The organism is Geobacter sp. FeAm09 (assembly GCF_008330225.1).
Taxonomy (GTDB): Bacteria; Desulfobacterota; Desulfuromonadia; order Geobacterales; family Pseudopelobacteraceae; genus Oryzomonas.
The window spans coordinates 3,905,854-3,932,715 of sequence record NZ_CP042466.1; the positions used below are offsets into that span (position 1 = coordinate 3,905,854).

General features: G+C 63.9%; 22 protein-coding genes and 1 pseudogene. 15 read left to right on the plus strand and 8 right to left on the minus strand.

All coding sequences use genetic code 11. The annotated features are described in order from the left end of the window. Nucleotides 1-62 precede the first annotated feature (62 nt). Entirely contained in the window at nucleotides 63-911 is an 849-nt protein-coding gene (locus FO488_RS18350) for a transporter (protein WP_149211888.1), read from the plus strand. Between the two features lie 178 nt (nucleotides 912-1,089). On the opposite strand, the gene FO488_RS18355 is transcribed toward FO488_RS18350, so the two are convergent. The 3 genes from FO488_RS18355 to FO488_RS18365 all read right to left on the minus strand — a co-directional run bounded on the left by FO488_RS18355 (nucleotide 1,090) and on the right by FO488_RS18365 (nucleotide 7,348). Then, nucleotides 1,090-5,502: an efflux RND transporter permease subunit gene (locus tag FO488_RS18355; protein WP_149211889.1), complete on the minus strand. Its 4,413-nt coding sequence runs from the start codon at nucleotides 5,500-5,502 to the stop codon at nucleotides 1,090-1,092. Continuing rightward, nucleotides 5,502-6,632, minus strand: a complete 1,131-nt coding sequence (locus tag FO488_RS18360; protein WP_149211890.1) for an efflux RND transporter periplasmic adaptor subunit — start codon at nucleotides 6,630-6,632, stop codon at nucleotides 5,502-5,504. The genes FO488_RS18355 and FO488_RS18360 overlap by 1 nt, the downstream gene beginning before the upstream one ends. 107 nt (nucleotides 6,633-6,739) lie before the next feature. Then, complete coding sequence (locus FO488_RS18365) at nucleotides 6,740-7,348, minus strand: TetR/AcrR family transcriptional regulator (RefSeq protein ID WP_149211891.1); 609 nt, start codon at nucleotides 7,346-7,348, stop codon at nucleotides 6,740-6,742. 390 nt (nucleotides 7,349-7,738) lie between these two features. Between FO488_RS18365 and fdnG the strand changes: the two genes are divergently transcribed. The 6 genes from fdnG (at nucleotide 7,739) to FO488_RS18395 (ending at nucleotide 14,562) form a co-directional block, all read left to right on the plus strand. After that, on the plus strand, nucleotides 7,739-10,795 hold the full coding sequence (gene fdnG, locus FO488_RS18370; protein ID WP_149211892.1) for a formate dehydrogenase-N subunit alpha: 3,057 nt from the start codon (nucleotides 7,739-7,741) through the stop codon (nucleotides 10,793-10,795). Nucleotides 10,796-10,805: 10 nt separating this feature from the next. After that, on the plus strand, nucleotides 10,806-11,684 hold the full coding sequence (fdxH, locus tag FO488_RS18375) for a formate dehydrogenase subunit beta (protein WP_149211893.1): 879 nt from the start codon (nucleotides 10,806-10,808) through the stop codon (nucleotides 11,682-11,684). After that, nucleotides 11,681-12,313 carry a formate dehydrogenase subunit gamma gene (locus FO488_RS18380; protein WP_149211894.1) on the plus strand — a complete coding sequence of 211 codons (633 nt, stop codon included), beginning with the start codon at nucleotides 11,681-11,683 and terminating at the stop codon, nucleotides 12,311-12,313. The genes fdxH and FO488_RS18380 overlap by 4 nt, the downstream gene beginning before the upstream one ends. Then, nucleotides 12,310-13,236 carry a formate dehydrogenase accessory protein FdhE gene (fdhE, locus tag FO488_RS18385; protein ID WP_168206100.1) on the plus strand — a complete coding sequence of 309 codons (927 nt, stop codon included), beginning with the start codon at nucleotides 12,310-12,312 and terminating at the stop codon, nucleotides 13,234-13,236. Before FO488_RS18380 ends, fdhE begins: the two co-directional genes overlap by 4 nt. A gap of 77 nt (nucleotides 13,237-13,313) precedes the next feature. After that, on the plus strand, nucleotides 13,314-14,303 hold the full coding sequence (locus FO488_RS18390) for an AI-2E family transporter (RefSeq protein ID WP_149211896.1): 990 nt from the start codon (nucleotides 13,314-13,316) through the stop codon (nucleotides 14,301-14,303). Between the two features lie 55 nt (nucleotides 14,304-14,358). After that, nucleotides 14,359-14,562: a 2-hydroxymuconate tautomerase family protein gene (locus tag FO488_RS18395; RefSeq protein ID WP_149211897.1), complete on the plus strand. Its 204-nt coding sequence runs from the start codon at nucleotides 14,359-14,361 to the stop codon at nucleotides 14,560-14,562. A gap of 166 nt (nucleotides 14,563-14,728) precedes the next feature. Here FO488_RS18395 and FO488_RS18400 read toward each other — a convergent pair whose 3' ends face one another. The 3 genes from FO488_RS18400 to FO488_RS18410 are packed head-to-tail and all read right to left on the minus strand — an operon-like array spanning nucleotide 14,729 to nucleotide 17,594. Continuing rightward, nucleotides 14,729-15,145 carry a DUF350 domain-containing protein gene (locus FO488_RS18400; protein ID WP_149211898.1) on the minus strand — a complete coding sequence of 139 codons (417 nt, stop codon included), beginning with the start codon at nucleotides 15,143-15,145 and terminating at the stop codon, nucleotides 14,729-14,731. A gap of 1 nt (nucleotide 15,146) precedes the next feature. Continuing rightward, nucleotides 15,147-16,280, minus strand: a complete 1,134-nt coding sequence (locus FO488_RS18405) for a glutathionylspermidine synthase family protein (protein ID WP_149211899.1) — start codon at nucleotides 16,278-16,280, stop codon at nucleotides 15,147-15,149. Between the two features lie 3 nt (nucleotides 16,281-16,283). Further along, complete coding sequence (locus FO488_RS18410) at nucleotides 16,284-17,594, minus strand: DUF1190 domain-containing protein (protein ID WP_149211900.1); 1,311 nt, start codon at nucleotides 17,592-17,594, stop codon at nucleotides 16,284-16,286. 293 nt (nucleotides 17,595-17,887) lie between these two features. Here FO488_RS18410 and hslO point away from each other — a divergent pair, with 293 nt between their 5' ends. Beyond that, entirely contained in the window at nucleotides 17,888-18,778 is an 891-nt protein-coding gene (hslO, locus tag FO488_RS18415) for an Hsp33 family molecular chaperone HslO (RefSeq protein ID WP_149211901.1), read from the plus strand. 3 nt (nucleotides 18,779-18,781) lie between these two features. Continuing rightward, nucleotides 18,782-19,567: a tRNA pseudouridine(38-40) synthase TruA gene (gene truA / locus FO488_RS18420; RefSeq protein WP_149211902.1), complete on the plus strand. Its 786-nt coding sequence runs from the start codon at nucleotides 18,782-18,784 to the stop codon at nucleotides 19,565-19,567. On the opposite strand, the gene FO488_RS18425 is transcribed toward truA, so the two are convergent. Together FO488_RS18425 and trxA are read right to left on the minus strand one after the other, a co-directional pair. Beyond that, complete coding sequence (locus FO488_RS18425) at nucleotides 19,542-20,066, minus strand: TlpA disulfide reductase family protein (protein ID WP_149211903.1); 525 nt, start codon at nucleotides 20,064-20,066, stop codon at nucleotides 19,542-19,544. The two genes, truA and FO488_RS18425, sit on opposite strands and share 26 nt — an antisense overlap. 5 nt (nucleotides 20,067-20,071) lie before the next feature. Further along, nucleotides 20,072-20,401, minus strand: coding sequence for a thioredoxin (gene trxA / locus FO488_RS18430; protein ID WP_149211904.1), 330 nt, complete (start codon nucleotides 20,399-20,401; stop codon nucleotides 20,072-20,074). A 245-nt stretch (nucleotides 20,402-20,646) separates the two neighbouring features. Between trxA and FO488_RS18435 the strand changes: the two genes are divergently transcribed. The 6 genes and pseudogenes from FO488_RS18435 (at nucleotide 20,647) to cobA (ending at nucleotide 26,788) form a co-directional block, all read left to right on the plus strand. Then, a complete protein-coding gene (locus tag FO488_RS18435) occupies nucleotides 20,647-21,213 on the plus strand; it encodes a bifunctional precorrin-2 dehydrogenase/sirohydrochlorin ferrochelatase (RefSeq protein WP_205743307.1) in 567 nt (188 codons plus the stop codon). Then, nucleotides 21,210-22,025 (plus strand): c-type cytochrome biogenesis protein CcsB, encoded by an 816-nt coding sequence (gene ccsB, locus FO488_RS18440; RefSeq protein ID WP_149211906.1) that lies wholly within the window; start codon nucleotides 21,210-21,212, stop codon nucleotides 22,023-22,025. The genes FO488_RS18435 and ccsB overlap by 4 nt, the downstream gene beginning before the upstream one ends. Nucleotides 22,026-22,077: 52 nt before the next feature. Next, nucleotides 22,078-23,379: a glutamyl-tRNA reductase gene (gene hemA, locus FO488_RS18445; protein ID WP_149211907.1), complete on the plus strand. Its 1,302-nt coding sequence runs from the start codon at nucleotides 22,078-22,080 to the stop codon at nucleotides 23,377-23,379. Between the two features lie 15 nt (nucleotides 23,380-23,394). Continuing rightward, complete coding sequence (gene sfsA, locus FO488_RS18450) at nucleotides 23,395-24,087, plus strand: DNA/RNA nuclease SfsA (RefSeq protein ID WP_149211908.1); 693 nt, start codon at nucleotides 23,395-23,397, stop codon at nucleotides 24,085-24,087. A gap of 213 nt (nucleotides 24,088-24,300) precedes the next feature. After that, on the plus strand, nucleotides 24,301-25,251 hold the full coding sequence (gene hemC, locus FO488_RS18455; protein WP_149211909.1) for a hydroxymethylbilane synthase: 951 nt from the start codon (nucleotides 24,301-24,303) through the stop codon (nucleotides 25,249-25,251). Further along, nucleotides 25,248-26,788: pseudogene (gene cobA, locus FO488_RS18460) on the plus strand (uroporphyrinogen-III C-methyltransferase). The gene hemC and the pseudogene cobA overlap by 4 nt, the downstream one beginning before the upstream one ends. Nucleotides 26,789-26,862 lie beyond the last annotated feature (74 nt).

The following is a 26,862-nucleotide window of genomic DNA, read 5'->3' on the forward strand; positions in this document are numbered from 1 at the left end:
ACACTACCGGGCCCAGATTATGACGAATCGATGAGGCTTCGTCACATCACAGGGAGATTCAGATGAAAATTTTATGGAGAGCTCTATTCGCATGCCTGTTACTGCTGTCCCCGACTGTGTCGCATGGCGGCGACACCAACGCCCGAGACTACCTTCCGGCGCCATCCGGCACCAAGGTAATGTTGACCTATTACAAGCACATTACTGCCGACAGCCTTTATGTCGGCGGAGAGCGCACGAGTGGCTTCAACTATACACAGGACCTCGGCTTCTTTAGGTTCGTCTACTTCAACACCCTGTTCAACATGCCGATCGACTACCAGGTGCTGGGTTTTTACAACAATCAGACCTTGAATGGCACCATGTCCAGCTCCGGCGTGATGGACCCGTCACTGGTGTCAACCATCTGGCCGGTCAGCAATCCGGCCTCAAAAACCTGGGTTGGCTTCACCCAGTACGTTTCGATGCCGATCGGCCAATACAACAAGAACAACGCACTGAATCCGGGGAACAACGTCTGGGCTTTCAAAGAGGAATTGGGATTAGCCCAGGGCATCGGCGAAAAGCTCCTCTTCGAGTTGGAACCTTCCGTGGAGTTTTACACGGACAATGAGGACAACTCCACCGGGCGGTTATCCAAACGTCCGCTGTTTCAGCTTAACAGCCACCTGAGTTACGACGTAACCCCCAAATTTTTTGTCTCCGCCGACTATACCTATCAAAACGGCGGCGAGACCACCACAGCCGGGGTCTCCGACAACAATAGGACCCAGTCACATCGGGTCGGAGTCAGCTTCAATTACAAGATAGCTGACGATCTGCAGGCGATGGTTGACTATTCCGCGACGGTCGACACCGAGAATGGGCCCAAGGCAAATATTTCGGGTGTGAGACTCATGTACGTATTCTAGACAAGGATTCGGGAACCATCGTGGCTGTTTGCAGGATGGTGGTCATTCCGGAATCATGAAAGAAGTTCGCCGCTAGCGTCGTCGTGTGCGGACCGGGGCTACCGCTCCCGGCCTGCACAGTTGGAGCCCGTGGAATTTCCCCTCCTTCCTCCATGGGCTCCTCCCGCTGTCCCGCTCTTTAATGGCCAGCCTCGCCGGCGATCCGCTCCAACTCCGCCTGGGCAAGGCGGTATCCCAACTCAGCCTGAAGTTCATCGGCCTCGGCCTTTGCGACGGCGGCAACCGATTCGGCATGGCGGGCTGCCGTGGTGGCCCCGGCCTTCACCCGGTTGGCGCTCAGGCGCAGTTGCTCCTTCCGCAGTTGCAGCGCCTCCCGGGCCACATCCACCATCAGCCGGGTCTGTTCCAGCTTCCGGTACGCCTTGGCGACGTCGACCGCTATCCGCTGTTCCAGCCGCCTCACGTTTTCCTCGGCCTGGGTCATCTGCGCCCTGCGCTGGCCGACGACGCCCCGGCGGCTCCCCCAATCGAGGATGTTCCAGGTCATCTGCACGCCGAAGGTTCCGATGTTGTGCACCAGGAACGGCACGCCGTCCTGATAGGTGTGGCGGGCAAACAGGCTGATATCCGGGATATACTCGTCACGGGCGGCGCTCACGGCATGGCCGGCCTTTATCACGGAACCCCGTGCCGCCAGCAGTTCGGGATTGCGGGAGAGCGCGTCCCGGAGATACCCGGAGAGGGGCTGAGGGGCGGGCGGCGCTTCAGCCACCGTCGCCAGAATCAGTTCCGTATCCGGCGCAAGCCCCAGAAGGTCGTTCAGTTCCGCCGTCAAATCGGTTATCAGGATCTCGGCGGCCAGGAGCGAATGCCTGCTTTGGAGGCTCTGCACGCGGCTGCCCGCTGCCGCGACATCGAGCAGATTGCCGGCCCTGACGCCATCCTCGCTTTCCCGCACCTCTTCCCGTGTAGCCGCCACTGCCGCCTGGGCCGCCTCTTGCTGTTTGTGGGCGATCAACACGCCATAATAGAGTTGGTGTACCCCAAGGATCACCTCATGTTCCGCCTTCCTGGCGTCCGCTTCCGCGATCTTCTGGTCCGTATCCGCAATCTTGTTGGCTTCGTGGACCTTGAACAGTTGCGTCAACGGCTGGCTCAGGGTCGTGGTGCTGAGCAATGTAGCGGCGGCACCCTGGCGGAGCGTGGTGGTTTGCGACGGAAAGGGCCCTGCTCCCGGGATGGTGCCCAGGCTGCCGGCGGGTACGGTGACCAGTTCCTGGTCGGAAACGCCCACATACGACGTCGTGTTGGACAGCCGGGGGAAATAGTCCGCCCGGGCCGAAACAAGGCGCTGCCGATTCTCCCGAACCTTTGCCTGGGAGATCTTCAGCGCGGCATTCTGTTTCCGCGCCAGGTCCACCGCTTCGTGGAGCGTGAGCTTCACCTGCTCCGCCCAAGCCTGCCCCGTTCCGGCCGCCAGCAGGCCGGCCGCGGCCAGGATCACGGCCATGGCAGGGGGGGCGGCCCCCCTCCTCCGCGACATGACGAGCACGTAGAGGACCGGCACCACCAAGAGCGTAAAGAACATGGAGAGGATCAACCCCACCGCGATGACGCTGGCCAGGGGGCTCCAGAGGCTGGACCCGGAGAGGATCATGGGCGTCACCCCCACCGCAGCGGCCATGGTCGTCAGGAAGATGGGACGCAGCCGGCGTTCCCCCGCCTCCCTTGCCGCCTGCTCCAGGCTTTCGCCCTCGGCTATTTTCTCCTTGATGTAGTCCACCAGGATGATGGCGTTGCGCACCACGATGCCGCAGAGGCTGATCATCCCCATGAAGGCGGTAAAGCCGAAGGGATTGTGCGTGAGCAACAGGCCAAGCACCGCCCCGGGCAGGGCCAACGGTATGGACGACATGATGACCAGAGGTTCGCTCACGGTCCTGAACTGGACGAGAAGGACCAGGAAGATGGCCAGCAGGCTGATGCCGAGGGCCACTGTCATCTCCGGCAGGGTCTGCTCGCTGTTGGAACTTTCCCCGCCGTATTCGATCCGGTAGCCCGGGGGGAGCGGCAGGTTTTTTATGTGCGGCCGGACGGTTTTCAACAGGTCGGAGGCATACCACCCCTGCTTGACGAAACCTCGCACCGTGATGGTCCTCACGCCGTTGCGGCGGACAATCCGGCTGGTTTGCCATTCAGGCTGGAGGGTCGCAATGGAGCGGAGCGGCACGCTGGCGTTGGTAAGCCGGGATGTCAGGTAGGCGTTTTGCACATCGGCGAACGAGGTGCGGGAGCCCTGGTCGAGGCGAAGCAGTATGCTCACCGGCCGGTCCCCCTCCCACAGGGTGTTGACCGGGCCGCCGTCAAGGGCGCCGCTCAAGAGCCGGGAAACGGAGGAGTTCGTTATGCCGAGCCGGTTCGCCAGTTCGTTGTTGACGTTCACATCCACCAGGCACGAATCGTTGAAAAAATCGTTGTGGACAAACTGGGCGTACGGGACGGCGGAAACGATGGTCTGGACCTGGGCGGCCAGGCGCTTCAGTTCGCCGATATCGTCGCCGGAGATGCGGACCTCGATCGGGGCTTCCAGCAGTTCCCCCTGCTGCAGCTCCTTGACGATGACCAGCGCCTCGGGGGCCAGATTGGCCAGGCTGGTGCGCAGTTCGTCGACGAGCAGCGGCGTCGCTTCGACAGATTTCGTGTTGACGATGAACTGGCCATAGGCCGCGTCCGGCAACTGGGGGTTCACGTTGTAGTAGAAGCGCGGGGCGCTCTGCCCGACAAAGCTGGCGTAGTGGGTGATCCCGGGCCTGCTCGCCAGGTGGCTCTCGATGCGGCGCATTACCGCGTCCGTGCTCTCGATGCGCGCTCCCTGGCTCATCCACACGTCGATCACGAACTGGTTGCGCTCGGCGGAGGGGAAGAACTGCTCCCGCACGGTCCCGAAGAGGAGCACGCCGGCGGCAAAGGCGCCGGCGCCGAGCAGTACGGCAAACCTCTTTTTCGCCATGAACCGGGCAATCAGGATCTTGTAGCCGGCCTGGAGTGCATCCAGCACGCTGAACGTCTTTTTCGCACCCTTCGTTTCCCCGTTTTCGTGGTCGTGCAGCCCCTTTTTGATAAAGAACCGGCAGAGTATGGGGGTGAACAGCACCGCCACGATGAAGGAGACCGTCAGGGCGATGGCGACCGTGAGCGGCAGCGCCATGATGAACTCACCCACCGACCCGCTGATGATGAGGAGCGGCAGGAAGGAAAAGACGATCGTCACCGTCGCCGTGAATACCGGGACCACCACGTCGGTAGCCGAACGCCAGGCCGCCTCGGCTTTCGGTACCTTCCGGTCGAGAAGCTCCACATAGTTGTCCGCAATGACGATGGCGTCATCCACAACGATCCCGAGCACCACGATCAGGGCGGCGATGGAAACCTGGTGCAGGGCGATGCCCAGGGCGTTCATGACCCCCAGGGTCGCACACAGCGTGATGGGTATGGCCAGGGCCGCGATCACGGCAACGCGGATCGGCAGGAGGATGACGGTCACGAGGATCACGGAGCCGATCGCCAGGAGGAACTCGTGGCTCAGGCTCGTCATGCGGCTTTTCACGACCGCCGGCTGATTGGCGATCAATTCGAGCTGGACGTCCGGCGGCAGGGCGTTTTTCAGGCGGGTGAAGACCCGGTCGATCTGTTCCCCGAGTTGGACGATGTTCTTCCCCTTTTGCATCTCCACGGACAGAAGGATGCTCGGCTCGCCGTCGTGGCGCACCAGAAAGGTGGGGTCCTGATAGCGGCGTTCGACCGTGGCGAAGTCGCGCAGGTAGACCGGTTGCCCGGTTTTGGACACATCGACCATGGTGGAGCGGATCTGCTCCTCCGTGGTGAAAAAGCCGGTGGTGCGCAGGGGGATCTTGGCATGGGCCGCCTCGAAGTTCCCGGAGCCGGCGATGATGTTTTGCTGTTGCAGCGCCTGGACCACCCGGGACGGATCGGCAAAATACTGAGAAACCCGCTCAAGGCTGCTGGTGATCAGGATCTCCTCGCTCTGGCCGCCATAGGTGGCCAGCTTGCCGATATCCCGGACCGACCGCAGCTCATCCTGAATCCGGTCCACGTAATCGCGCAGTTCCCGGTAGCCGTAGCGTTTCCCGTGCACGGCGATGAGCATGGCCACCGTATCGCCGAAATCCGAGTTCACCATGGGGCCGCGCACGCCGTCGGGCAGTTCCGTGGCCCGGGCCTCGTTCAGTTCATTGCGCAGCTTGGCCCAGAATTGATCCGCATTTTTTACGTAGTCCTCAAGCTCCACATTGATGGCGACCAGGCCGGGGCGGCTCGTCGAATAGGTCTTGCCCTTCCTGACTTCGGGGAATTTGAAGATATGCTTTTCCAGGGTTTTGGTGACCTGCTTTTCCACCTGTTCGGATGTGGCGCCCGGGTAGAGGGCCAGCACCAGGCCGGTGCGTATCGTTATGGTGGGGTCTTCCGTGCGGGGCATGACGAGGAACGCGCGGATGCCGACGATGACCAGCAGTGCCGCGAGGATCACGGTAACGGTCGGATAACGTAAGGAGGCCTTGGCCAGATTCATTACCGCGCCCCCTTTTCAGGTGCCGCTGTCTTCTTTCCGGGAACCTCCCCGGCCGGTATGGCGGAAACGGGGGCGCCGTCCCGGAGGCGCTCCTGGCCGGCAAGGATGACAGGCTCGTCCCCCGTGAGCCCCTTGATTTCGATCTCCTTACCGTGCATGGCGCCGGTTTCGACCCGTTTGGCATACGCCCGGCCCTGGGCGGGATAGTAGACGTAGACCATGGTGGCGCCCTGCGGGTCGCGCACGATGGCCTCCACCGGCAGGGTCAGCAGCTTTACCGTCCTGTCGCCGCGGATGTGCGCTTCCGCAACCATGCCGATCCTGAGCTCGTGTTTCGGGTTCGGGACGCTGATGCGGGCCATATAGGTGCGCGTGCCGGGATCGGCGGAAACATTGACGAGACGTACGGTCCCCTCGAATGATCTCCCCGGCAATGCCGGCAGCGTAACCTCGGCCTTCTGCCCCGCCCGGACGAGGTGCACGTCGGTCTCGGGGACCCCCACGCTGATCTCTACGGTATCCAGCGTGACGATTTCAAAGACCGGGCGTCCAGGGCTCGCCATTTCGCCCGGTTCGATGGCGCGTTTGGCAATGAACCCGCTGACGGGGGCGTGGAGCGTTGCGTCGGCCACATGTTTCCGGGACAGCTTTTCCGAGGCAGCGGCCTGCTCCACCTGCTGCCGGGCGGATTCGAATGCGGCCCTGAATTTCTGGTAGTCGTTGGGCGCCAGGCTCTTGGAGTCGAACAGCATCTTCATCCGCCGATGCTCGTCCTCGGCACGTTCACAGGCGACCCGGGCCATGTCGGCCTGTGCCGTGGCCGTTGCCAGGGCCAGCCGGTAATCGGTGGGATCGACCGATGCCAGCAGTTGCCCCTTCCTGACGGGGTCCCCTTCCCGCGGGCCGACCTGGATCACCTTGCCGGATACGAGGAACGAAACATTTGCCGGCGCATCCGGAGCGGCGGTGGTCCCGCTGACCGACACGGCCTGCCGGTCTTCCCGATGGTACGGCGTGCCGATCTTCACCGGTATCGCCGAAGCGGCGCCCTGTTCACTCTTTTTGCCCGATGAACAGGCCGGAAGCGTCATGGCCACCACCCCTGCCAGAAATAGAACGACTGCTTTCATTGCTGACTCCTCCAATGTGTTCTCTACCGTAATGTGTGTCGATTAGCACTGTGAATCAAAAGAACAGTGTTAAGTTGCTGGGTAAAAAAAAGTCGCGCGACGGCGGGTCAGCGCAGTAACCCCTTCAAGCTTATATCGATGTTCGTTCCAATGAGCTTGTCCCGTTCAACCCAGGGGAAGTCGGGGCAGCTTATCAAAAGCGACACGAGGCCGTGACTATGGGCCCAGAGCGCCTGGAAGACGCTTTCCGGGTCCAGGGCCGACCCGGATTCCACGAGTACGTCGTTCAGCCGCCGCCGCACCAATTCGAGCAGCTTATTGCCGAAGCTCCCTTCGTTCAATATGCTGGTCACGCTGACATACGGGGAAATATCGGTCATGTAGGTAATCTGGTAGCGGTCCGGTTCGGAGAGGCCGAAATCGATATAGGCCCGCAACGTTGCGCGTAACCGCGCCAGGGGGGATGATTTGTCGTCGGCCGCCGCATCCATAGCCTCGAATTGGCGCTCCAGCGATTCGTCGCAGAGGTGGAAGAGGATTTCGTCCTTGTTTTTGAAATAGAGGTAGATCGTGGTGGGGGAATACTCGATGCGCTTGGCTATGCTGCGCATGGACAGCTTGGCATATCCCTCGGCGAGGAGGATTTCCCGCGCTGCGTCGAGAATCTCCTGCCGGAGCGATTCTTTCTGCCGTTCTTTTCGTTCGACTATGCCCATGGGATGGCCCGTCTTTATTCCGTGGAGTACTATTGTTATTGTAATTAACACTGTTAAGCAGCTTTGTCAAGCCACTCGGCGAAGGTGCCTCCCTCCCTCCCGCTCCCTGGTTTTGAGTCCTTCCTGCCGTTGCCCCATGGCCGTGACGCCTCCCTCTGACCGAAAATTCATTTCTGTGCACCTCTGGGGGCCGGTGTCAAATTATCGTTGCATCCTGCAGGGAAAGGGGCGTTCTGAAGGGTGTCCCTTTGGTGTTGTGGCCTTCTTCAGACCAAAATAATTTTTAGCGGGGGTTGATGTTTGGTCATTGTGGCAATAGAATAGTAGCTTATGAAAATAGGCATGTTGACCAACATTCTCGGCATCCGACCATCCTGAGGAGGCGTGGCAATGAACGTGACACGAAGACAGTTTTTCAAGATTTCCGCCGGCGGACTGGGCAGTTCCAGCATCGCCATGCTGGGCTTTTCACCCGGCAAGGCCCAGGCCGAGGTCCGCACCTTCAAGCTGGCCCGCAGCACCGAAACCCGCAACACCTGTCCCTACTGTTCGGTGAGCTGCGGCCTGATCATGCACAGCCTGGGGGACCGGGCCAAAAACGCCGAGTCGGCGATCTTCCACATCGAGGGCGACCCGGACCATCCGGTGAATCGCGGCACCCTCTGTCCCAAGGGGGCGGGGCTGCTGGATTTCGTCCATAGCGAAAGCCGGCTCAAGTATCCGGAGTACCGGGCCCCCGGTTCCAAGGAATGGAAGCGCATCTCCTGGGACGAAGCACTCACCAGGGTGGCCCGGCTGATGAAGGACGACCGGGACAAAAATTTCATCGCCACAAACGCCGCCGGCGCCACGGTCAACCGCTGGGTGACCACCGGCTTCCTGGCGGCCTCCGCCTCCAGCAACGAGGCGGGCTACATCACCCAGAAAGTCATCCGCAACCTGGGAGCCCTGGCGTTCGACAACCAGGCCCGAGTCTGACACGGACCCACGGTGGCCAGTTTGGCCCCCACATTCGGTCGCGGTGCCATGACCAACCATTGGGTTGACATCAAGAACGCCAACGTCATCATCGTCATGGGGGGCAACGCCGCCGAGGCGCACCCCTGCGGCTTCAAATGGGTGACCGAGGCCAAGGCCCACAACCGGGCCACGCTCCTCGTGGTGGACCCCCGCTTCACCCGTTCCGCATCGGTGGCGGACTTCTACGCCCCCATCCGTACCGGCACGGATATCGCCTTTCTGGGGGGGGTGATCAACTACCTGCTCTCCCACGACACGATCCAGCACGAATACGTCAAGGCCTATACCAACGCCACCTTCATCGTCAATGAAGGGTACAAATTCGACGAGGGGCTCTTCTCGGGCTATGACGCGGCCACGCGCAAGTACGATCGCTCAACCTGGTCCTACGAGATCGGGCCGGACGGCTTTGCCCGGGTGGACGAAACCATGCAGCACCCCCGCTGCGTCATGCAACTGCTCAGGCAGCACTACTCCCGCTACACGCCGGAGGTGGTGACCTCGACCTGCGGTACGCCCAGGGACGCCTTCCTCAAGGTGTGCGAGACCATCGCCACCACCGCGGCGCCCGACCGCACCCTGACCCTCCTGTACGCCCTGGGGTGGACCCAGCACTCGGTGGGGTCGCAGATGATCCGCACCGCGGCCATGCTGCAGCTCCTCCTGGGGAACCTGGGCATGGCGGGCGGGGGGATCAACGCCCTGCGGGGCCACTCCAACATCCAGGGGCTTACCGACCTGGGGCTCCTGTCCGACCTCCTGCCCGGGTATCTCACCCTGCCGGGTGAAAAGGAGACCGATTACCAGGCGTACATCGACAAGCGGGCCCTCAAGCCGCTGCGCCCCGGCCAGATGTCCTACTGGCAGAACTACGCCAAGTTCCACGTCAGCCTGATGAAGTCCTGGTACGGCGACATGGCGGCCAAGGAGAACAACTGGTGCTTCGACTGGCTGCCCAAGCTGGACAAGGTGTACGACGTGCTTCAGGTGTTCGAGCTGATGCACCAGGGCAAGCTGAACGGCTACGTCTGCCAGGGCTTCAACCCCCTGGGGTCGATCCCCCACAAGGGCAAGCTGATCAAGGCCATGTCCCAGTTGAAATACCTGGTGGTGATCGACCCCCTGGCCACGGAGACCTCGTGCTTCTGGGAAAACCACGGGGAATACAACGACGTGGACCCGGCCGCGATCCAGACCGAGGTGATCCGTCTCCCCTCCACCTGCTTCGCCGAGGAGAACGGGTCGCTGACCAACAGCGGGCGCTGGCTGCAGTGGCACTACAAGGGCGCCGAACCGCCGGGAGAGGCCAGGCCCGATGTGGACATCATCGCCGGACTCTTCCTCAAGCTGCGGGAACTGTACCGGAAGGAGGGGGGCGCCTTCCCCGACGCGCTCATGAACCTCACCTGGAACTACAAGATTCCCCATGCGCCGGCTCCCGAGGAACTGGCCATGGAGTACAACGGCAAGGCCCTGGCGGACCTGGCCGATCCCAAGGACCCGACCAAGGTCATCCTGAAGAAGGGGCAGCAACTGGACGGCTTCGCCCAGCTCAAGGACGACGGCACCACTGCGTGCGGCTGCTGGATCTATTCGGGGGCATGGACCGAGAAGGGGAACATGATGGCCCGGCGGGACAACTCCGACCCCTCGGGGCTGGGCAACACCCTCAACTGGGCTTTCGCCTGGCCGGCCAACCGGCGCGTCCTGTACAACCGCGCCTCCTGCGACCTGTCCGGGAAACCGTGGGACCCGAAGCGCAAACTGGTGTACTGGGACGGCAGCAAGTGGGCCGGCCCCGACGTGCCCGATTTCAAGCCCGATTCCGACCCCGCGGACCACATGAACCCGTTCATCATGCTCCCGGAGGGCGTGGGGCGGCTCTTTGCCCTGGACAAGATGGCGGAAGGGCCCCTGCCGGAGCACTACGAACCCTTCGAGACCCCCATCGACACCAATCTCCTGCACCCGAAGGTCGTCAGCAACCCGGCGGCCCGGGTGTTCAAGGGTGACCTGGCGGCTTTCGGCAAGAGCAAGGAATACCCCTACGCCGCCACCACCTATCGCCTCACCGAGCACTTCCACTTCTGGACCAAGCACACCAAGCTGTCGTCCATCATGCAGCCGGAGCAGTTCGTGGAGATCAGCCAGGAATTGGCCAGGGAAAAGGGGATCAAGGAGGGGGACCGGGTCAAGGTCTGGTCCGCCCGCGGCTTCATCAAGGCGGTGGCGGTGGTGACCAAGCGCATCAAGCCGCTCCAGGTGAACGGCAAGACCGTCCACCACGTGGGCATCCCGTTCCACTGGGGGTTCAAGGGGGTTGCCAAGAGCGGGTACCTGGCCAACACCCTGACCCCTTTCGTGGGCGATGCGAACACCCAGACGCCGGAATTCAAGTCGTTCCTCGTCAACATCGAGAAGGCATAGGAGGTGGCTCATGGCACTGCAATCCCTTGACATCACCCGCCGTTCCGCCACCACCACCCCTCCGCCGGGCCAACGCCAGGCGCTGGAGGTGGCCAAGCTGATCGACGTCACCAAGTGCATCGGCTGCAAGGCCTGCCAGGTGGCGTGCATGGAGTGGAACGACACCCGCGACGCCGTAGGCCAAAACCACGGCGTCCTGGACAACCCGACCGACCTGACCGAAAACTCCTGGACCGTGATGCGCTACGCCGAGGTGGAACTGGAACCGGGCAAGCTCGAGTGGCTGATCCGCAAGGACGGCTGCATGCACTGCGGCAATCCGGGCTGTCTCAAGGCCTGCCCGGCGCCGGGGGCCATCGTCCAGTACAGCAACGGCATCGTGGATTTCCACGAGGAAAACTGCATCGGCTGCGGCTACTGCATCACCGGCTGCCCGTTCAACATCCCCCGCCTCTCCAAAAAGGACAGCAAGGTCTACAAGTGCACCCTCTGCTCCGACCGGGTGGCGGTGGGGCTGGAGCCGGCCTGCGCCAAGACCTGCCCCACCGGCGCCATCGTGTTCGGTTCCAAGGAGGCGATGCTTCACCACGCCGAGGAGCGGATCGCGGACCTGAAGAGCCGTGGCTTCGCCAAGGCGGGGGTCTACGACCCCAAAGGGGTGGATGGCACCCACGTGATCTACGTGCTGCACCACGCGGACCGGCCCGAGATCTACAGCGGCCTCCCCAAGGACCCCTCCATCGGCCCCCTGGTCGAGCTCTGGAAGGGGGCCGCCAAGCCGCTGGCCTCCCTGGCGCTGGGTGCGGTCGCCGCCGGCGCGTTTGTCCACTACGTGACCAAGGGTCCCAACGAGGTCTCGGAGGAGATCGAGAAGGAGTTCGAGGAATGAAACGAGATCCCGAAAAATTAGACCGTTATACGGCCCCCGAGCGGCTCAACCACTGGCTGGTGGCGCTTACCTTCATCCTCCTGGCCCTGACCGGCCTGGCGCTGTTCCACCCGTTCTTCTTCCCCCTGAGCCAGCTGTTCGGCGGCGGCGTCTGGACCCGCATCCTCCACCCCTTCATCGGGGTGGCGCTCATCTGCTTCTTCGGCAGCATGTTCTTCCGGTTCCGGAAACTGTGCCTCCTGACGCCGGGTGATTGGGAGTGGCTGCGCCATGCCCACGAGATGATGCTCGGCGAGCACCGGAACATGCCGGAAGCGGGCAAACTGAACGGCGGCCAGAAGCTTCTGTTCTGGCTGCTGGCCGCCTGCATGGCGCTGCTCGTCCTCTCCGGCATCGTCATGTGGCGCGCCTATTTCTCGTTTCTCTTCCCCCCGGTCGTGATCCGCCTGGCCGCGGTCGTGCATGCGGCGACCGGGGCGGGGATGATCTCCCTGATCATGGGGCACATCTACCTCGCCATCTGGACCAAGGAGAGCATCGGCGCCATGCTGTCCGGCAAGGTCAGGCGCGCCTGGGCGAAACAGCACCACCCGGCATGGTTCCGGCAGATGACGGGAGGGGACAAATGAACAACACCGAAACCCGCATCCTCGAACCGGGTCAGATTGCGCCCCCGACCGGGGAGATCCGTTTTCTGCTCCTCCCCGGCCGCGACCTGTTTGCCCGTCGCGCCGAGCGTTTCCGGGTGCTTGCCCCCGGCCATCCCGTGGGGGAGTATCTGGGCTTTCTGGCACTGCTGGCCGATGCCCAGCAGGAGGCCCTGGACCGGTTCCCCCCGCTGCCTTTGCCCACCCCCGAAGAACAGGCGCTCTGCCGCCGGCACGGCATGCCGCTTCTGGCCGTCCGTTCCTGGCCGCGCAACCCGGCCTGGCGCGAGGGGCTGGCCCTGATCCTGCGCCGCATGGCCGGGGCGGACGTGCCGGCGGCTGTCCGCGAGACCGTAGACGGCTTGGTGTCTCTGCCCGAAAACAGGCTGGAGGAGATGGCAGACGGGATACTGTCGGGCGACCTGGCCGCGGCCCCTCCCCGGGAGCTGCCGTTCGTGGCCGCAGCCCTGCAGGTCTACTGGGTGTACCTGGCGACGGCCGTGGGAGAGCAGGCCTTTGCCCGGCTGGAGGCGGGGGGGGTATGCCCGGTGTGCGGGTCGCACCCGGCCGCCGGCATCGTGCGCGCCGACGGGACGGAGCAGGGGTTGCGCTACCTCTCCTGCTCCCTCTGCGCCTCCCAGTGGCACATGGTGCGGATCAAGTGTAGCGCCTGCGAGGCCACCGAGGGGATCGGCTACTATAGCCTGGAGGGGAGCAACGGCGCGATCAAGGCGGAGAGCTGCGCCGGGTGCAACACCTACCTGAAGCTGCTCTACCTCGGCAAGGACGGCGCCATGGAGGCCACGGCCGACGACCTGGCGAGCCTGGCGCTGGATATGCTCATGGCCGAGGCGGGCAAGGTGCGCGGCGGCCCGAACCTGTTTCTCCATCCCGGCGGGGCCTGACGGCCCGGAAGCCGTACCGGAGAGGATGGGGGCCACCCCCATCCTCTCCGAATTTCAACCCATGTGAGAAGGTACCCATGCCCCGCTCCACCACGATCAGCTATGTCCTGGCCGTAACGGCCACCGTGGCCGTCCTCCATTTCCATCTGCTGCCGGCCGCATTTGCCGGGCTTGCGGTGTATGTACTGACGTTGAAACTCGCCCGCCACCTCCCCCGGAACATGAACCGGGTTGCGCACACGGTCGCCCTGGGTGTCGTCGTCCTGTGCGTCATCACCGGCCTCATCAGCGTGTGCACCGCCGTCTGGTCCTTCGTCGGCAGCAGCCAGGGCGTCGGCGCCCTCCTGGCCATGGTGATGGAGACCCTCGACAGCCTGCGCCGGACCCTCCCGGCATCGGTTGCCGAGCTGCTGCCGACGACCATCGAGGGGCTGCGCCAGCAGATGGCCGAGATGGTGGGCGACCATGTGCAGAAGATCTCCATCGCCGGCATGGAGGGGCTCAAGGTCTTTGCCCATATCCTCCTGGGCATGGTCGTCGGCGGGATGGCGGCCGTCCATCACTTCAAGGAGCACGACCAGGTGCCGCCGTTCGTGGCGGCGCTGCGCTCCCGGCTGCGCGCCCTGACCACCGCCTTCGACAAGGTGGTGTTCGCCCAGGTGAAGATTTCCGCCCTCAACACCACCTTGACCGCCGTCTACCTGCTGATCGCCCTGCCGCTCTGCGGCGTGCGCCTCCCCATGGCGACGGTTCTGGTCCTGCTGACCTTTGCCGTCGGGCTGCTCCCCGTGGTGGGCAACCTGGTGTCCAATACGGTGATCGTGGTGATCAGCCTCGGGGTTTCCCTGGGGGTCGGCGCCGCCTCGCTGCTCTTTTTGGTGGTGATCCACAAGGCCGAGTACTTCATGAACGCCAGGATTGTGGGGCACGAGGTGCAGGCGACCGCCTGGGAGCTCCTGAGCGCCATGCTGCTCATGGAGGCGGTGTTCGGCCTTGTGGGGCTGGTGGCGGCGCCGGTGGTGTATGCCTGGCTCAAGGCGGAGGTCAAGGAACAGGGGTTCATCTGACGCAACGGCGGCCGGGCAGACCGGGCCGCTACCGTTTTTTCGAGGAGGCCACGGCATGCCGTACGTGAACATCAGGATCACCCGTGAAGGGGCGACCGCCGAGCAGAAGGCGCGCCTGATCGAGGGCGCCACCCAACTGCTGGTGGACGTGCTGGGGAAGAACCGGGCCACCACGGTGGTGGTGATCGACGAGGTGGAGACGGACAACTGGGGCATCGGCGGGGAGACCGTGACGACGCTGCGCACGCGGAAGGGCTGAACCGGGAAAAGGCATGTGCCGCAGAGCAACGGAGGTAACCAAGCGAGAGCGGCTTCCGTTGTGGCACGTGGTTTTCTGGTAAAGGGTTTCCTGGTTTTCTCCGTGCCTTCATGGCCAACCTGCCGTTTTCAGGGTTAGCCGCCGGTTGCCCTGTGAAAAGGGGGGATCAGTACGTCATGCAGGCGGCGCTGAGTATCCCGGCCGCCACCGAGAGCACCGCCAGGAGGATGGCCGGGGCGCGCTGGTCGTCGGCTATCCCCCGGCAGAGCCCGGCACAGCAGCTGCGCAGCGCCAGAAACACCAGGACCTGGACCACGAGGGCGACCACTGACCAGACCAGCATGTCCAGGAATGAGACGCTTTCGGATATGGCCCCGGCCAGGGGGATGACGAACCCGAGGAGCGCCCCGCCGAAGCTGATGGCCGGGGCTACCTTCCCCTCGCGGATGAGCCTGAACTCGGCGTAGGGGGTGATCCACACGTAGAGCGCCGAAAAGAGCGCGACCAGCACCACGGCAGCCAGGAAATGGAGGAGAAAGCCGTTCAACCCTCCCAACGATTCTGCCATTGTCACGGTATCCATATTACCCCTCCACGAAATAGTGCGGAATGAACCTGCTCCCGTTGGTGGTGATCTCCGTCCGGTCCTCGCGAATGCCGATCCCCGCCGGCTCGCCGCCGATTATCCACGACCCGATCACCGGGTAGTTGCCGTCGAACGCGGGAAGCGGCGCGTAGCGCTGGCAGATGTACCCCTCGCTGCCGTAGCTTCCCGGGGTCCCCACCACAGAGCCGCCCCGGTGGATCTCGATGTTGCTCCCCTCCCGGGAAAAGAGCGGTTTTTTGACGTGGTCCCCGGGCAGGGGGTCCTCCCCAAAGGTGGCCGGGAGGAGATTGGGGTGCCCTTCGAACAGCTCCCAGAGGATCGGGAGAATCCCCTTGGTGCTGAGGATCATCTTCCAGGCCGGCTCCATGATGCGCAGGCCGCTCTCCGCCAGGTGGGGGCCGAACTCCTCCCGCACCAGCCATTCCCACGGATAGAGCTTGAACAGCGTACGGATCGGTTCGTCGGCCAGGTCGACAAAGCGGCGGCGCTCCCGGTCCCACCCCACCTCCTCCACGAACAGCCGTTGGGTGGCGAAGCCCCCCTGCACCGCGGTGTCCCGCAGGTACTCCACGTTTCCCAGGTCTTCCACGCTCCCGGAGGAGCAGATGAAGTGGACCGGGTCCCGCTGCACGTAGGGCCACCGCTCCCAGAAGGAGATCAGTTTCTCGTGGATGGAGTTGAACTGGTCGGCCCCGGGATACCGGTCCCGGAGCCAGAACCACTGGACCACGCTCGCCTCCAGGAGCGAGGTCGGGGTGTCGGCGTTGTACTCGAGCATCTTCGGCGGGCCGCTGCCGTCCCAGGCCAGGTCGAAGCGGCCATAGACGGACGGTTCGTCCATCTCCCAGGAGTACGTGACGGTGGGGACAAGCCACTCCGGTATGCAGAGGCGGGAGAAGAGGTTGCGGCGGATCACCTCCTCGACCGCCTGGAGGCAGAGGGCGTGCAGTTCCGTCGTGGCCAGGTCGAGGGTGTCAACCTCGCGGCTCGTGAACCGGTAGCAGGCGGATTCGTCCCAGTAGAGCTCGTCGTCAATGGTGTGGTAGAGCATACCCACCGATTCCACCCGTTCCCGCCAGTCAGCCCGCGGTGCTATGGCCACCCGTTCCATCCCCTACCCTCCGAACGAGGCGTGGAAGCTCCCGAGGGAGCCGAACCCGCCGCGGCTGATGGTGCCCACCCCCACGGAGCGGGTGGCCCGGCCGCCGGCGCTTCCGTACCTCGGGCCATAGTAGCGCCCGCCAGCGTAATGGCCGCTCCCGGCCGGGGCCTCCTGGCAATCCTTGTCCCCCCAATCCTCCCGGCAATCCTGACGGTTGGCATAGAGGTAGCGGTTGGTTTCCCCGTAGCTTAACACCGAAAGGGTGCCCATGAGCACGAGGGAGACCTGAAGCGACCGCCGGGGCGATACGGCCACCTCCCCCGGGGCGGGTGCCGCTGCGCCTTCGCCGCGGACGATCCGCTCCCAGGTGGACAGGCGCGGGTAATAATCGAAGAAGGAGAGGATGCCCACGATGATGAAGAGATAGAAATCGAGCATGTTGCCGAACAGGAGGAAGAGGAGGACCCCGAGGCCCGCCATGCCGTTTGCCGTCAGGGCGGAGAGGAAGGCGCGCCGGTCCGCCCTTTGCAGCCGTACCGTCACGGGGGTTCCCTGGGCGGGCCCCCCCTGGGCGATAGGCGTCGCCAGCCGCCGCAGCAGGAGGAAACCGGCAATGGCCAGGCCGATGCAGGCGAGCCGGGCAAGATCGGCGGAGAGGGCCGGCGCCAGGCCGAAAAATCTTTCCGAGAGCCCGGCGGTAAAGATCGCGATCAGGGCGTAGACGGCGAAAAACACGGCCGTGGTCCGGTAGGTCGAAACCGATCGTTGATACTCGACCAGGGCCAGCCCGCTCGGCCCCTGGTTCCCCCCGGCGTTGCCCGCCTTTTTCCGGTTGGCGCCGACGTGATAGGCGCCCTTGGCATATGCCTGTATGCCGGCGCTTTCATCGGGGGTTATGAAATAGCGGCGGATCGTCACCGCTTCGCGGATGTTCCTGTCGGTCCCGCGGGAAAGCCGGATGGTCTGCTCGGTGACGGTCATGACCAGCCCATCGGCCGGCAGAACGGTTTGGCCGATGAAGCCCCGCTTGACGACCCTGTCGGGGGAGAAGGTGAAGTCGCGGGTCATGAGGCAATCGCCCAGATACCAGACGCCGATGGCAACCGCCGCGGCCGCCAGGGCCTCAAAGGCAAAAAAACCGCTGGAGAGAAGGGATTGGAGAACGAGCCCCGCGAACAGGGGGTAGAGGAGGAGTACCGCCTTTTTTCCCGGCTGGTAGGCGACGGTGAGCGTCGCCCCGGGCCGCGGCCGGGACGGCTGGGGGGCGTCTCCCGGTTCTTCCGGCTCTATCGGCTCAAGCTCGATCTTTTCAAAAAGCCCCATGGTGGACTCCCGGGATGGTTTCACGGACGCTGGCGGTGATGCTTATCCTTCTACAGGATGGCGGCATATATTTCAACTGTACTATCAGCACGTTAAAATATTGTCGCCGGTTTTGGGCGATTACGTGGCGTGTCCGCAGGGGATGCCGGCTGGAACAGTGGCCCCTGTGCCGGAACTGGTGCCGGGCAGGGGGATTTTTTCATCCCGGTACCGTGGCTGAGAAATATGGTTGCCGTCACCGCCGGGAACTTGTACCCTTGGGAAAGGTTGAAAAGGAGAAGGAGAAAGATATCATGACCGATAGGATCGTCCGCGCCATGAGCGCGTCCGGCGGGATACGCGTACTGGCCGGCAGCGTCAGCGGGCTTGCCCGTGAGATATGCTCGTTGCAGCAGGCGTCAGCCACGGTAAGCGTGGCCCTGGGCCGCGGCCTGGCGGGTGGCGCATTGCTTGGAGCCCAACTCAAGCCGGGCCAGAGGGTGGCGCTCAAATTCGAGGGCAACGGCCCCATGCGCAAGATGATCATCGAGGCGGAAGCGGATGGCGCGGTGCGGGGATGCGTTGGCGACCCCGGCGCCGAGGCCGAACCGCGCAACGGAAAATGGAATGTCCCGGGGGTGCTGGGGAATGCCGGCTTTCTCACGGTCTCAAAGGATCTGGGGTTGGGGGGGGAGCCGTACCACGGCATGGTGCAGCTGCGCACCAGCGAGATCGGCGACGATCTGGCCTACTACCTGACCGACTCGGAGCAGGTCCCCTCGGCTGTCGGCCTGAGCGCTTCGCTGGATGAAGGGGGCGCCGTGGTGTTGTGCGGCGGTTTTCTGGTGCAGGCCCTGCCCAAGGCGGACAGCGCGGAGATCGATGGGATGATGCGGCGGATTACGGAACTGCCGGCGCTCCCGGCGCTTTTGCAGGAGGGTGGGCCTGAAGCGATCGTGGAGCGGCTGTTCGGCGGCGCGGCCTACAACCTGCTGGAGACGCGCGAGGTGTTCTTCCGCTGCGGCTGCAGCAGGGCAAAGGTCGAACGCGCCCTGCTGACCCTGGGACCGGATGAACTCAGGGAGATGGGGGAGAAGGAGCATGGCGCCGACATCACCTGCGAGTTCTGCCGGCAACGGTACCGTTTCGACGAGGCCGAACTGGGGGCGCTTGCCGACCGGTCCCCCGCGCCGGCCGGCGCCTGACGGATGCGAACCGTCAAGCTGACCATAGAGTACGATGGCACCAACTATGCCGGTTGGCAGATCCAGCCCAACGGCCTGGCGGTACAACAGGTCGTCGAGGAGGCCCTGGAGCGCCTGCTGGGCGAAGCGGTGCGGCTCCGCTCGTCGGGGCGGACCGACGCCGGCGTGCACGCCCGCGGCATGGCGGCGGCCTTTACCACGCACCGCGACCTGCCGCTGCGCGCGTTCGTGGAGGGAACCAACAGGTTTCTGCCGGCGGACATCGCCATCATCGACGCCAGCGAGGCCCCCCGCGGTTTCAAGCCGATCGGCGATGCCCTGGCCAAGCATTACCGCTACACCATTCTCCTCTCGCCGGTGCGCTCGCCGCTACACCGTTTCCACGCCTGGCACGTCAAGGACCCGCTCGACCTTGAGGCCATGGGCGAAGCCCTGCCCGCCTTCGAGGGGCGGCACGATTTCGCGGCGTTCCGAGCCTCCAACTGCGCCGCCAAGACGACGGTGCGGAGGATCGACTCCGTCGCCATGCGCCGGGAGGACGGGTTTCTGTTCATCGACGTGGTGGGAGAGGGATTCCTGAAAAACATGGTGCGGGTCATGGTGGGGACGCTGGTCGATATCGGCAGGGGGCGTTTTGCGCCGGACCACGTCGCCTGGCTGCTGCAGAACCGGGATAGAAAAAAGGCCGGCGTTACGGCGCCGGCCTGTGGACTCTGTCTGATGAAGGTCTTCTACGCCCCGGATGACGGGGGCGACGAGCGGCCTATTTTTCAGCCAGCAGTTTTTTGACCAGGGTCTCCATGGAGCCGGCGATCTCGTCGGAAAATCCCCGGAACACCTCGGCAACCCTGCCCCGCTTGTCGATGACGATCATGACCGGAACCGACCGGACGCCGAACCCTTCCGTCACCGGGTCTCCCGCCAGGGCGACGGGATAGTTGATGCGGTGTTCCGCGGCAAACGATTTGACGACCCGCTCCCCATCCTCATCGGCGCTCAGGCCCAGCACCTGCAGCCCCTGCTTTCCGTATTTCTGGTTCATCTTCACCAGGTGGGGGATGGACATGCGGCAGGGCTCGCACCACGTGGCGAAGAAATCCAGCACCAGCACATAACCACGGTAGTTTTCCTGGGTCACCGGCTGGCCCGACGTGGTGACCACCTTGAACGCGGGGGCCGGCTGCCCCGCCTTGGGCAGGGCCAGGAGCTGGGCCGGCGCCAGGGCCATGAGCCCGGTCATGAGAAGGCCCAGGACAAGCCGTCGGACAGGTCCGATACGTTTCGTCATGGTTGTCAGAGCGCCTTGGCGATCAGGGCGTCCAACTGGGATTTGGGCACCGCCCCCACGATCTGGTCGATGACGGCCCCACCCTTGAACAGGATGATGGTGGGGATGCCGCGCACGCCGTATTTGCCGGGCGTTGCCTGGTTTTCGTCCACATTGACCTTGCCGACCTTGACCTTGCCGGCATATTCGTCGGCAACCGCGTCCACAAGCGGGGAGATGGCCTTGCAGGGGGCGCACCACGTGGCCCAGAAATCAACGAGCACCGGAATATCGGACTGGATTACCTCGCGCTCAAAATTTGCATCGGTGAATGCAAGAACTTTTTCACTGGACATAAAAAGCATCTCCTTTTGGTGAGTTCATATCTAAAAAATCATATACCAGCCGGGGAAAAAATCAAGAATAAACTCGGTAGGTATCCCATTTGTTGAATTACGGCGCCAAAGGTTGTATGTTGTCAATTCTTCGACCAAAATAGCAGATTTCAGCCGGTCCCTCCGCCTTTCCGGCTCAAGAAGCCGGGGCGGCCGGAGACCTGGTGCGGAAGAGAACGATGCCATACCTGGCCCTTAACATAGATATGGGGAAGCGGACCGCCCTGCTCGTGGGGGGCGGGAGAGTGGCCGCCCGCAAGCTGCGGACCCTGCGCGAGGCGGGGGCCAGGGTCCGGGTCGTTGCCCCGGCAGTGCTCCCCGCGATACGGGAGCAGGAAGCGCCCGGCGCCGTGACGATACGGATCGGCGGCTATGAGACCGCGGACCTGGACGGCGTTGCCCTGGTGGTGGCGGCGACCGATGACCCCGCCGTGAACCGCAGGGTGGCGGCAGAGGCCGGAGAGAGAGGCCTCCTGGTCTCCGTCGCCGACCAGCCGGAAGTTGGGGATTGCCACTTCCCCGCGCTCCTGCGGCGGGGCGGGCTGGAGATCGCCGTTGCCACGGGAGGGCGCTGCCCGGCCCTCGCCGCCGAGGTGCGCGACGCTATCGCCGACGTGATCGGCAATGATTACGCAGACCTTGTGGAGCAACTGGCCGCCGACCGAGAAAAGCTATTGACGGAAGGGAACGGCACCACATACAATAAAGAGCTGTTACGCACGAAGGCGAGACGCCTGATCGCCGAGCTTTCCGCACCCAAGGACATTTCATGAGCCAAATTTTCTTCTCTTGCACCCTGGCGTTGTACGGTTTGGCCACCGCGCTCTACCTGGCCTATCTGCTGCGCACCACGCAGGGCATGGCGACCTGGGCGAGCCGGATGGTCGCCGCCGGCTTCGTGACCCATTTCCTCTCCACCATCCACCGCTTCAATTCGGCCGGCTACCTGCCGATCACCAACATGCACGAATCCCTCTCCTTCTTCAGCCTGGTCATCGTGGGGGCGTTCCTCCTGTTCGTGCGCAAGTACAAGATCGCCATCCTGGGCTCGTTCGTCATCCCCCTGGCGCTGCTCATGATCATCGCCTCCAGCGCGTTCCCGTCGGTGATCAAGGAGCTCAACCCGGCCCTCAAGAGCGGCTGGCTGTGGGTGCATACCATCATGGCCTTCGTCAGCTATGCGACCTTCACCATCGCTTTCGCCGCTGCCGTGATCTACCTGATCCAGCAGCATTTTCTCAAGAAAAAGAAGTTCGGCGCCCTGTTCCAGAAGCTTCCCTCCCTCGACACCCTGGACGACATCAACTACCGCTGCCTGACGGTCGGGTTTCCGCTTTTGACGGTTGCGATCATCTCGGGCGCCATCTGGGCCGAAAAGGCCTGGGGCACCTACTGGAGCTGGGACCCCAAGGAGACGTGGTCGCTGATCACCTGGTTCATCTACGCCGCCCTCCTGCACGGCCGCATGACCACCGGCTGGCGCGGCAAGCGCGCCGCCCTGCTCTCCATCGCCGGATTCCTGATCATGCTGTTTACCTTTGTCGGGGTGAACATGTGGCTGCCCGGCCTTCACAGCTACAAATAGGATTGGCTCATCGTTTCAGCAGTTATCACATGCTGTAAGGAATGCGTGCTGAATGAACATTATCGTCGTTGGTCTCTCCCATAAGACCGCAACCGTTGAAATACGGGAAAAGGTTGCTTTTTCGCCCAACCTGATCGAGAAACCGCTCCGTGACCTGGTGTCGCTCGACGAGATCGTCGAAGGGGTGATCGTCTCCACCTGCAACCGGGTGGAGATCTACGCCACGACCCGCGACATCGCGGGGGGCATCGCCCGGATCAAGCGTTTCATGGCGGAATACCACCATCTCCCCTTTGAAGCCCTCGAGCCCCACCTCTACAGCTACCATTCCGAGGCGGCCATCCGCCACGTCTTCCGGGTCGCGTCAAGCCTGGATTCCATGGTCGTGGGGGAGCCCCAGATCCTGGGCCAGATCAAGACCTCCTACGGCTACGCCGCCGAGTACAAATCCTCCGGCATCATCCTGAACCGTTTCCTCCACAAGGCCTTCTCCGTCGCCAAACGGGTGCGCACCGAGACCAAGATCGCCTCCTCGGCGGTTTCCGTGGCCTTTGCCGCGGTGGAGCTGGCCAAGAAGATCCTGGGCAACCTGTCCGACAAGACCGTGATGCTGATCGGCGCCGGCGAGATGTGCGAACTGGCCGCCAAGCACTTCCTGAACAGCGGCGCCCGGGGCGTGATGGTGGCCAACCGCACCTTCGAGCGGGCCGAGCGCCTGGCCGAGGAGTTCGGCGGCGAGGCGGTGCCCTTCGAGGAGTTGTTCCAGCACCTCCATCGGGCCGACATCGTCCTCTCCTCCACCGGCGCGCCCCATGTCATCATCGGCCCCAAGGACGTGGTGGAGGTGGTCAAACGGCGCAAGTTCAAGCCCATGTTCTTCATCGACATCGCCGTGCCCCGGGACATCGACCCCAAGGTGGACGACCTGGAGAACGCCTACCTCTTCACGGTGGACAACCTGCAGGAGATCGTCCAGGCCAATCTGGCCCAGCGGAGCCTGGAGGCGGAGAAGGCCGAGGAGATCGTCAACCAGGAGATCGGCCAGTTCTTCAAGTGGCTTTCGTCCCTGGAGGTCACCCCCACCATCGTCGCCCTGCGCAACCACTTCGACGAGATCCGCAGGGCGGAGCTGGAAAAAACCCTGGCCGGCTGGAAGGACCTCCCCCCGGACGCCGAGAAGCGGCTGGAGGCCCTGACCATGGCCATGATGAACAAACTGCTCCACACCCCCACCACGGTGCTGAAAAAGGCCGGCCAGGGGGGGCGCGTCGATCTGTACGTGGATGGCCTGCGGCAGCTCTTCGAGCTTGAAGCCGCCCACGAAGACCACGAAGAGCTGGAACTTGAAGCGTAGTCGCCGCGTCGCGCCGTGAGATTGCCGCCGCTGATTCCGGGCCGCCTGGTCAAACGTTACAAACGCTTTCTGGCGGATGTGGCACTGGAGGACGGCACGGTCGTCACCGCCCACTGCCCCAATTCGGGCAGCATGAAGGGATGCGCCGTTCCCGGCAGCCGGGTGTACCTCTCCCGCAGCGCCAACGCGGGGCGCAAATTCCCCTTCACCTGGGAACTGGTGGAGGCGGACGGCTTCTGGGCCGGCATCAACACCGCCCTGCCCAACCGTTTGACGCGGGAGGCGATCGAAGACGGTACGGTGGCCGAGGTGCAGGGGTACGGGTCGATCCGCCCCGAGGTGCCCTACGGCGAGCACAGCCGTATCGACCTGCTCCTGGAAGGGGTAAAGGGGCGCTGCTTTGTGGAGGTCAAGAACGTCACCCTGGTGGAAGACGGCCGAGCCCTGTTCCCGGATGCCGTCACCACCCGCGGCCAGAAACACCTGCGGGAGTTGATGCGGGTCGTCGCGGAGGGGGACCGGGGCGTGATCTTCTTCACGGTCCAGCGCGGGGACGGCCACTCGGTCTCCCCGGCCGACGCCATCGACCCGGAATACGGGCGCTTGCTCAGGCTGGCCCTGGACAACGGCGTGGAGGCCCTGGCCTACCGGGCCCTGGTGACGCCGGAGGAGATCAGGCTGACGGAGCGGCTGCCGGTCATCGTGTAAGGCCCGAAAGCTAAACGGCATAAATCTGCCACAGAGACACGGAGACACAGAGAAAACCAAAAGAGCAGGGCAGACAAAAAGAGAGAATTCCCGTTTTTCCCGAAAACCGCTTTGCCTTTCTCTGTGAACCTCTGTGTCTCCGCGTCTCTGTGGCAGATGTCGATTTTTGAAAAGCATTGAATGTTTGAATTTCCCCGTGAATGGAGACAGATTATGCCCCCCAAACAGTTACGCATCGGCACCCGCGCCAGTCAACTGGCCCTCTGGCAGGCAAACTGGGTCAAGTCCGAGCTGGAGAAACGCTATCCCGGCATGGAGGTCACCCTGACCAAGATCAAGACCATCGGCGACAAGATCCTCGACGTGCCCCTGGCCCAGGTCGGCGGCAAAGGGCTGTTCGTCAAGGAGATCGAAGAGGCGATGCTGCGGGGGGAGATCGACATCGCCGTGCACAGCATGAAGGATGTCCCGACCGAGTTCCCGGAAGGGCTGGGACTGCACTGCATCACCGAGCGGGAAGACCCGCGCGACGCCGTCATATCCCGCAATGTCACGTTCAGCGAGCTGCCCCAGGGAGCTCGCATCGGCACCAGCGCCCTGCGCCGCCAGGCCCAACTTTTGAAGGTGCGCCCCGACCTGCAGATGGTAATTATCCGCGGCAACGTGGAGACCCGCATCCGCAAGCTGGAGGACGACAATCTGGACGCCGTCATCCTGGCCGCGGCCGGCCTGAAGCGGCTCGGTTTCACCGAAAAGGTCGCCGAATACCTGGATACGGACCTCTCCATCCCGGCCATCGGCCAGGGGGCGCTGGGGATCGAGTGCCGCCTGGACGACGCCGTAATCACGGAGACCATCGATTTCTTCAACCACCCGGACACCAGCTATGCGGTACGGGCCGAACGCGCCCTTTTGAAGCGCTGCGAGGGGGGGTGCCAGGTGCCCATCGCGGCCCACGGCACCGTCTCCGGCGGGACCTTGCGCCTGGTCGGCTTCATCGCCGCGGTGGACGGCCAGCGCTCCGTACGGGGCGAGGTCAGCGGCCCGATGGCGGAATGCGAGAAGCTGGGCATCCAACTGGCCGACCACCTCCTCGGCGAGGGGGGCAAGGCCATCCTCGAAGAGGTCTACCAGCGGGAGATCGCCTCCCCGTCCCATCCATGAGCGACCCGAGCCGCCATACCGGGATGATTTATCTCGTCGGCGCCGGTCCCGGCGACCCGGGGCTGATCACGCTCAAGGGGGTGGAGTGCCTGCAACGGGCCCAGGTGGTGGTCTACGACTACCTGGCCAACGAGCAGCTGCTGGCCCATGCGCCGGCGGATGCGGAACTGATCTATGCCGGCAAGATCGGCGGCCGCCACAACCAGGACCAGGAGGAGATCAACCGCCTCCTGGTGGCAAAGGGGCGCGAGGGGAAGGCCGTGGTCCGGCTCAAGGGGGGGACCCCTTCGTGTTCGGGCGGGGCGGCGAGGAGTGCGAGGCGCTGAGCGACGCCGGGATCCCCTTCCAGGTCGTGCCGGGGGTTACCGCCGCCGTGGGTGCGGCGGCCTATAGCGGCATCCCCCTGACCCACCGCAATTTCACCGCCTCGGTGGCCTTCGTCACCGGCCACGAGGGAAAAGACAAGAGCGAGTCGGCCATCGACTGGGACCGCCTCTCCCTGGGCAACGGCACGGTGGTCTTTTACATGGGGATCACCACCCTGCGGAGCAACATGGAGCGTTTGCTGCGGCACGGCCGCAGCCCGCAGACGCCGGTGGCGCTGGTGCGCTGGGGGACGGCGCCGACCCAGCAGGTCCTGACCGGCACCCTGGGCGACATCGCCGACCGGGCCGAGGCTGCCGGCTTCAAGCCGCCGGCCGTGACCATCGTGGGGGAGGTGGTTGCCCTCAGGGACCGGTTGCGCTGGTTCGACAACCGCCCGCTCTTCGGCCGCAAGGTCCTGGTGACGCGGGCCGCCGACCAGGCGGGAGAATTTGCCGCCATGCTGGCTGACCGCGGGGCGCTGGTCATGGAGTGCCCCACCATCAAGCTGGTGGACCCGGAATCCTGGGAACCGCTGGATGCCGCCATCCGTACCATGGGCAGCTACGACTGGCTGGTGCTGACCTCGGTCAATGGTGCGCGCCGCTTCTTCCAGCGCCTCGCCGCCCTTGGCCTGGATGCCAGGGCGGTGGGAAACTGCCGGGTCTGCGCGGTGGGGCCGAAGACGGCCGAAGCGATACGCGCCTGTGGCATCTGCCCCGACATGGTGCCCTCGGATTACAAGGCGGAAGGGGTGGTGGCCGAGTTCGCCAAGCTGGCGATGGACGGCGCCCGGGTGCTTTTCCCCCGTGCCGACAAGGCCCGGGAGGTCATCCCCTGCGAGCTGAAGCGCCTGGGGGCCCAGGTGGACAGCCCGGTGGCCTACCGCAACGTGATGCCCGACCGGTTGCCGCCCGAAGCGCTCTTTTCCCTTGAAAAGCGCACCGTGGACTGCATCACGTTCACCTCCTCCTCCACGGTCCACAACCTGGCCGACATGCTGGGCAGCGACCTGCTGGTGAACATGCTGAAAGGGGTGTCGGTGGCCAGCATCGGGGCCATTACCTCCAAGGCCTGCCGGAGCCTGGGGCTCAAGGTCGATATCGAGCCTGCCAGTTCCACCCTGGCGCACTTGGCCGAAGAGATCGAACGCCATTACCGCACCGCCCGCTAGACCGTCCAACCCCACACCACCATCGCACGATGACGGCGCGGCTTCCCCGACCGAAGCGGTGCCGCCGCGGCCTT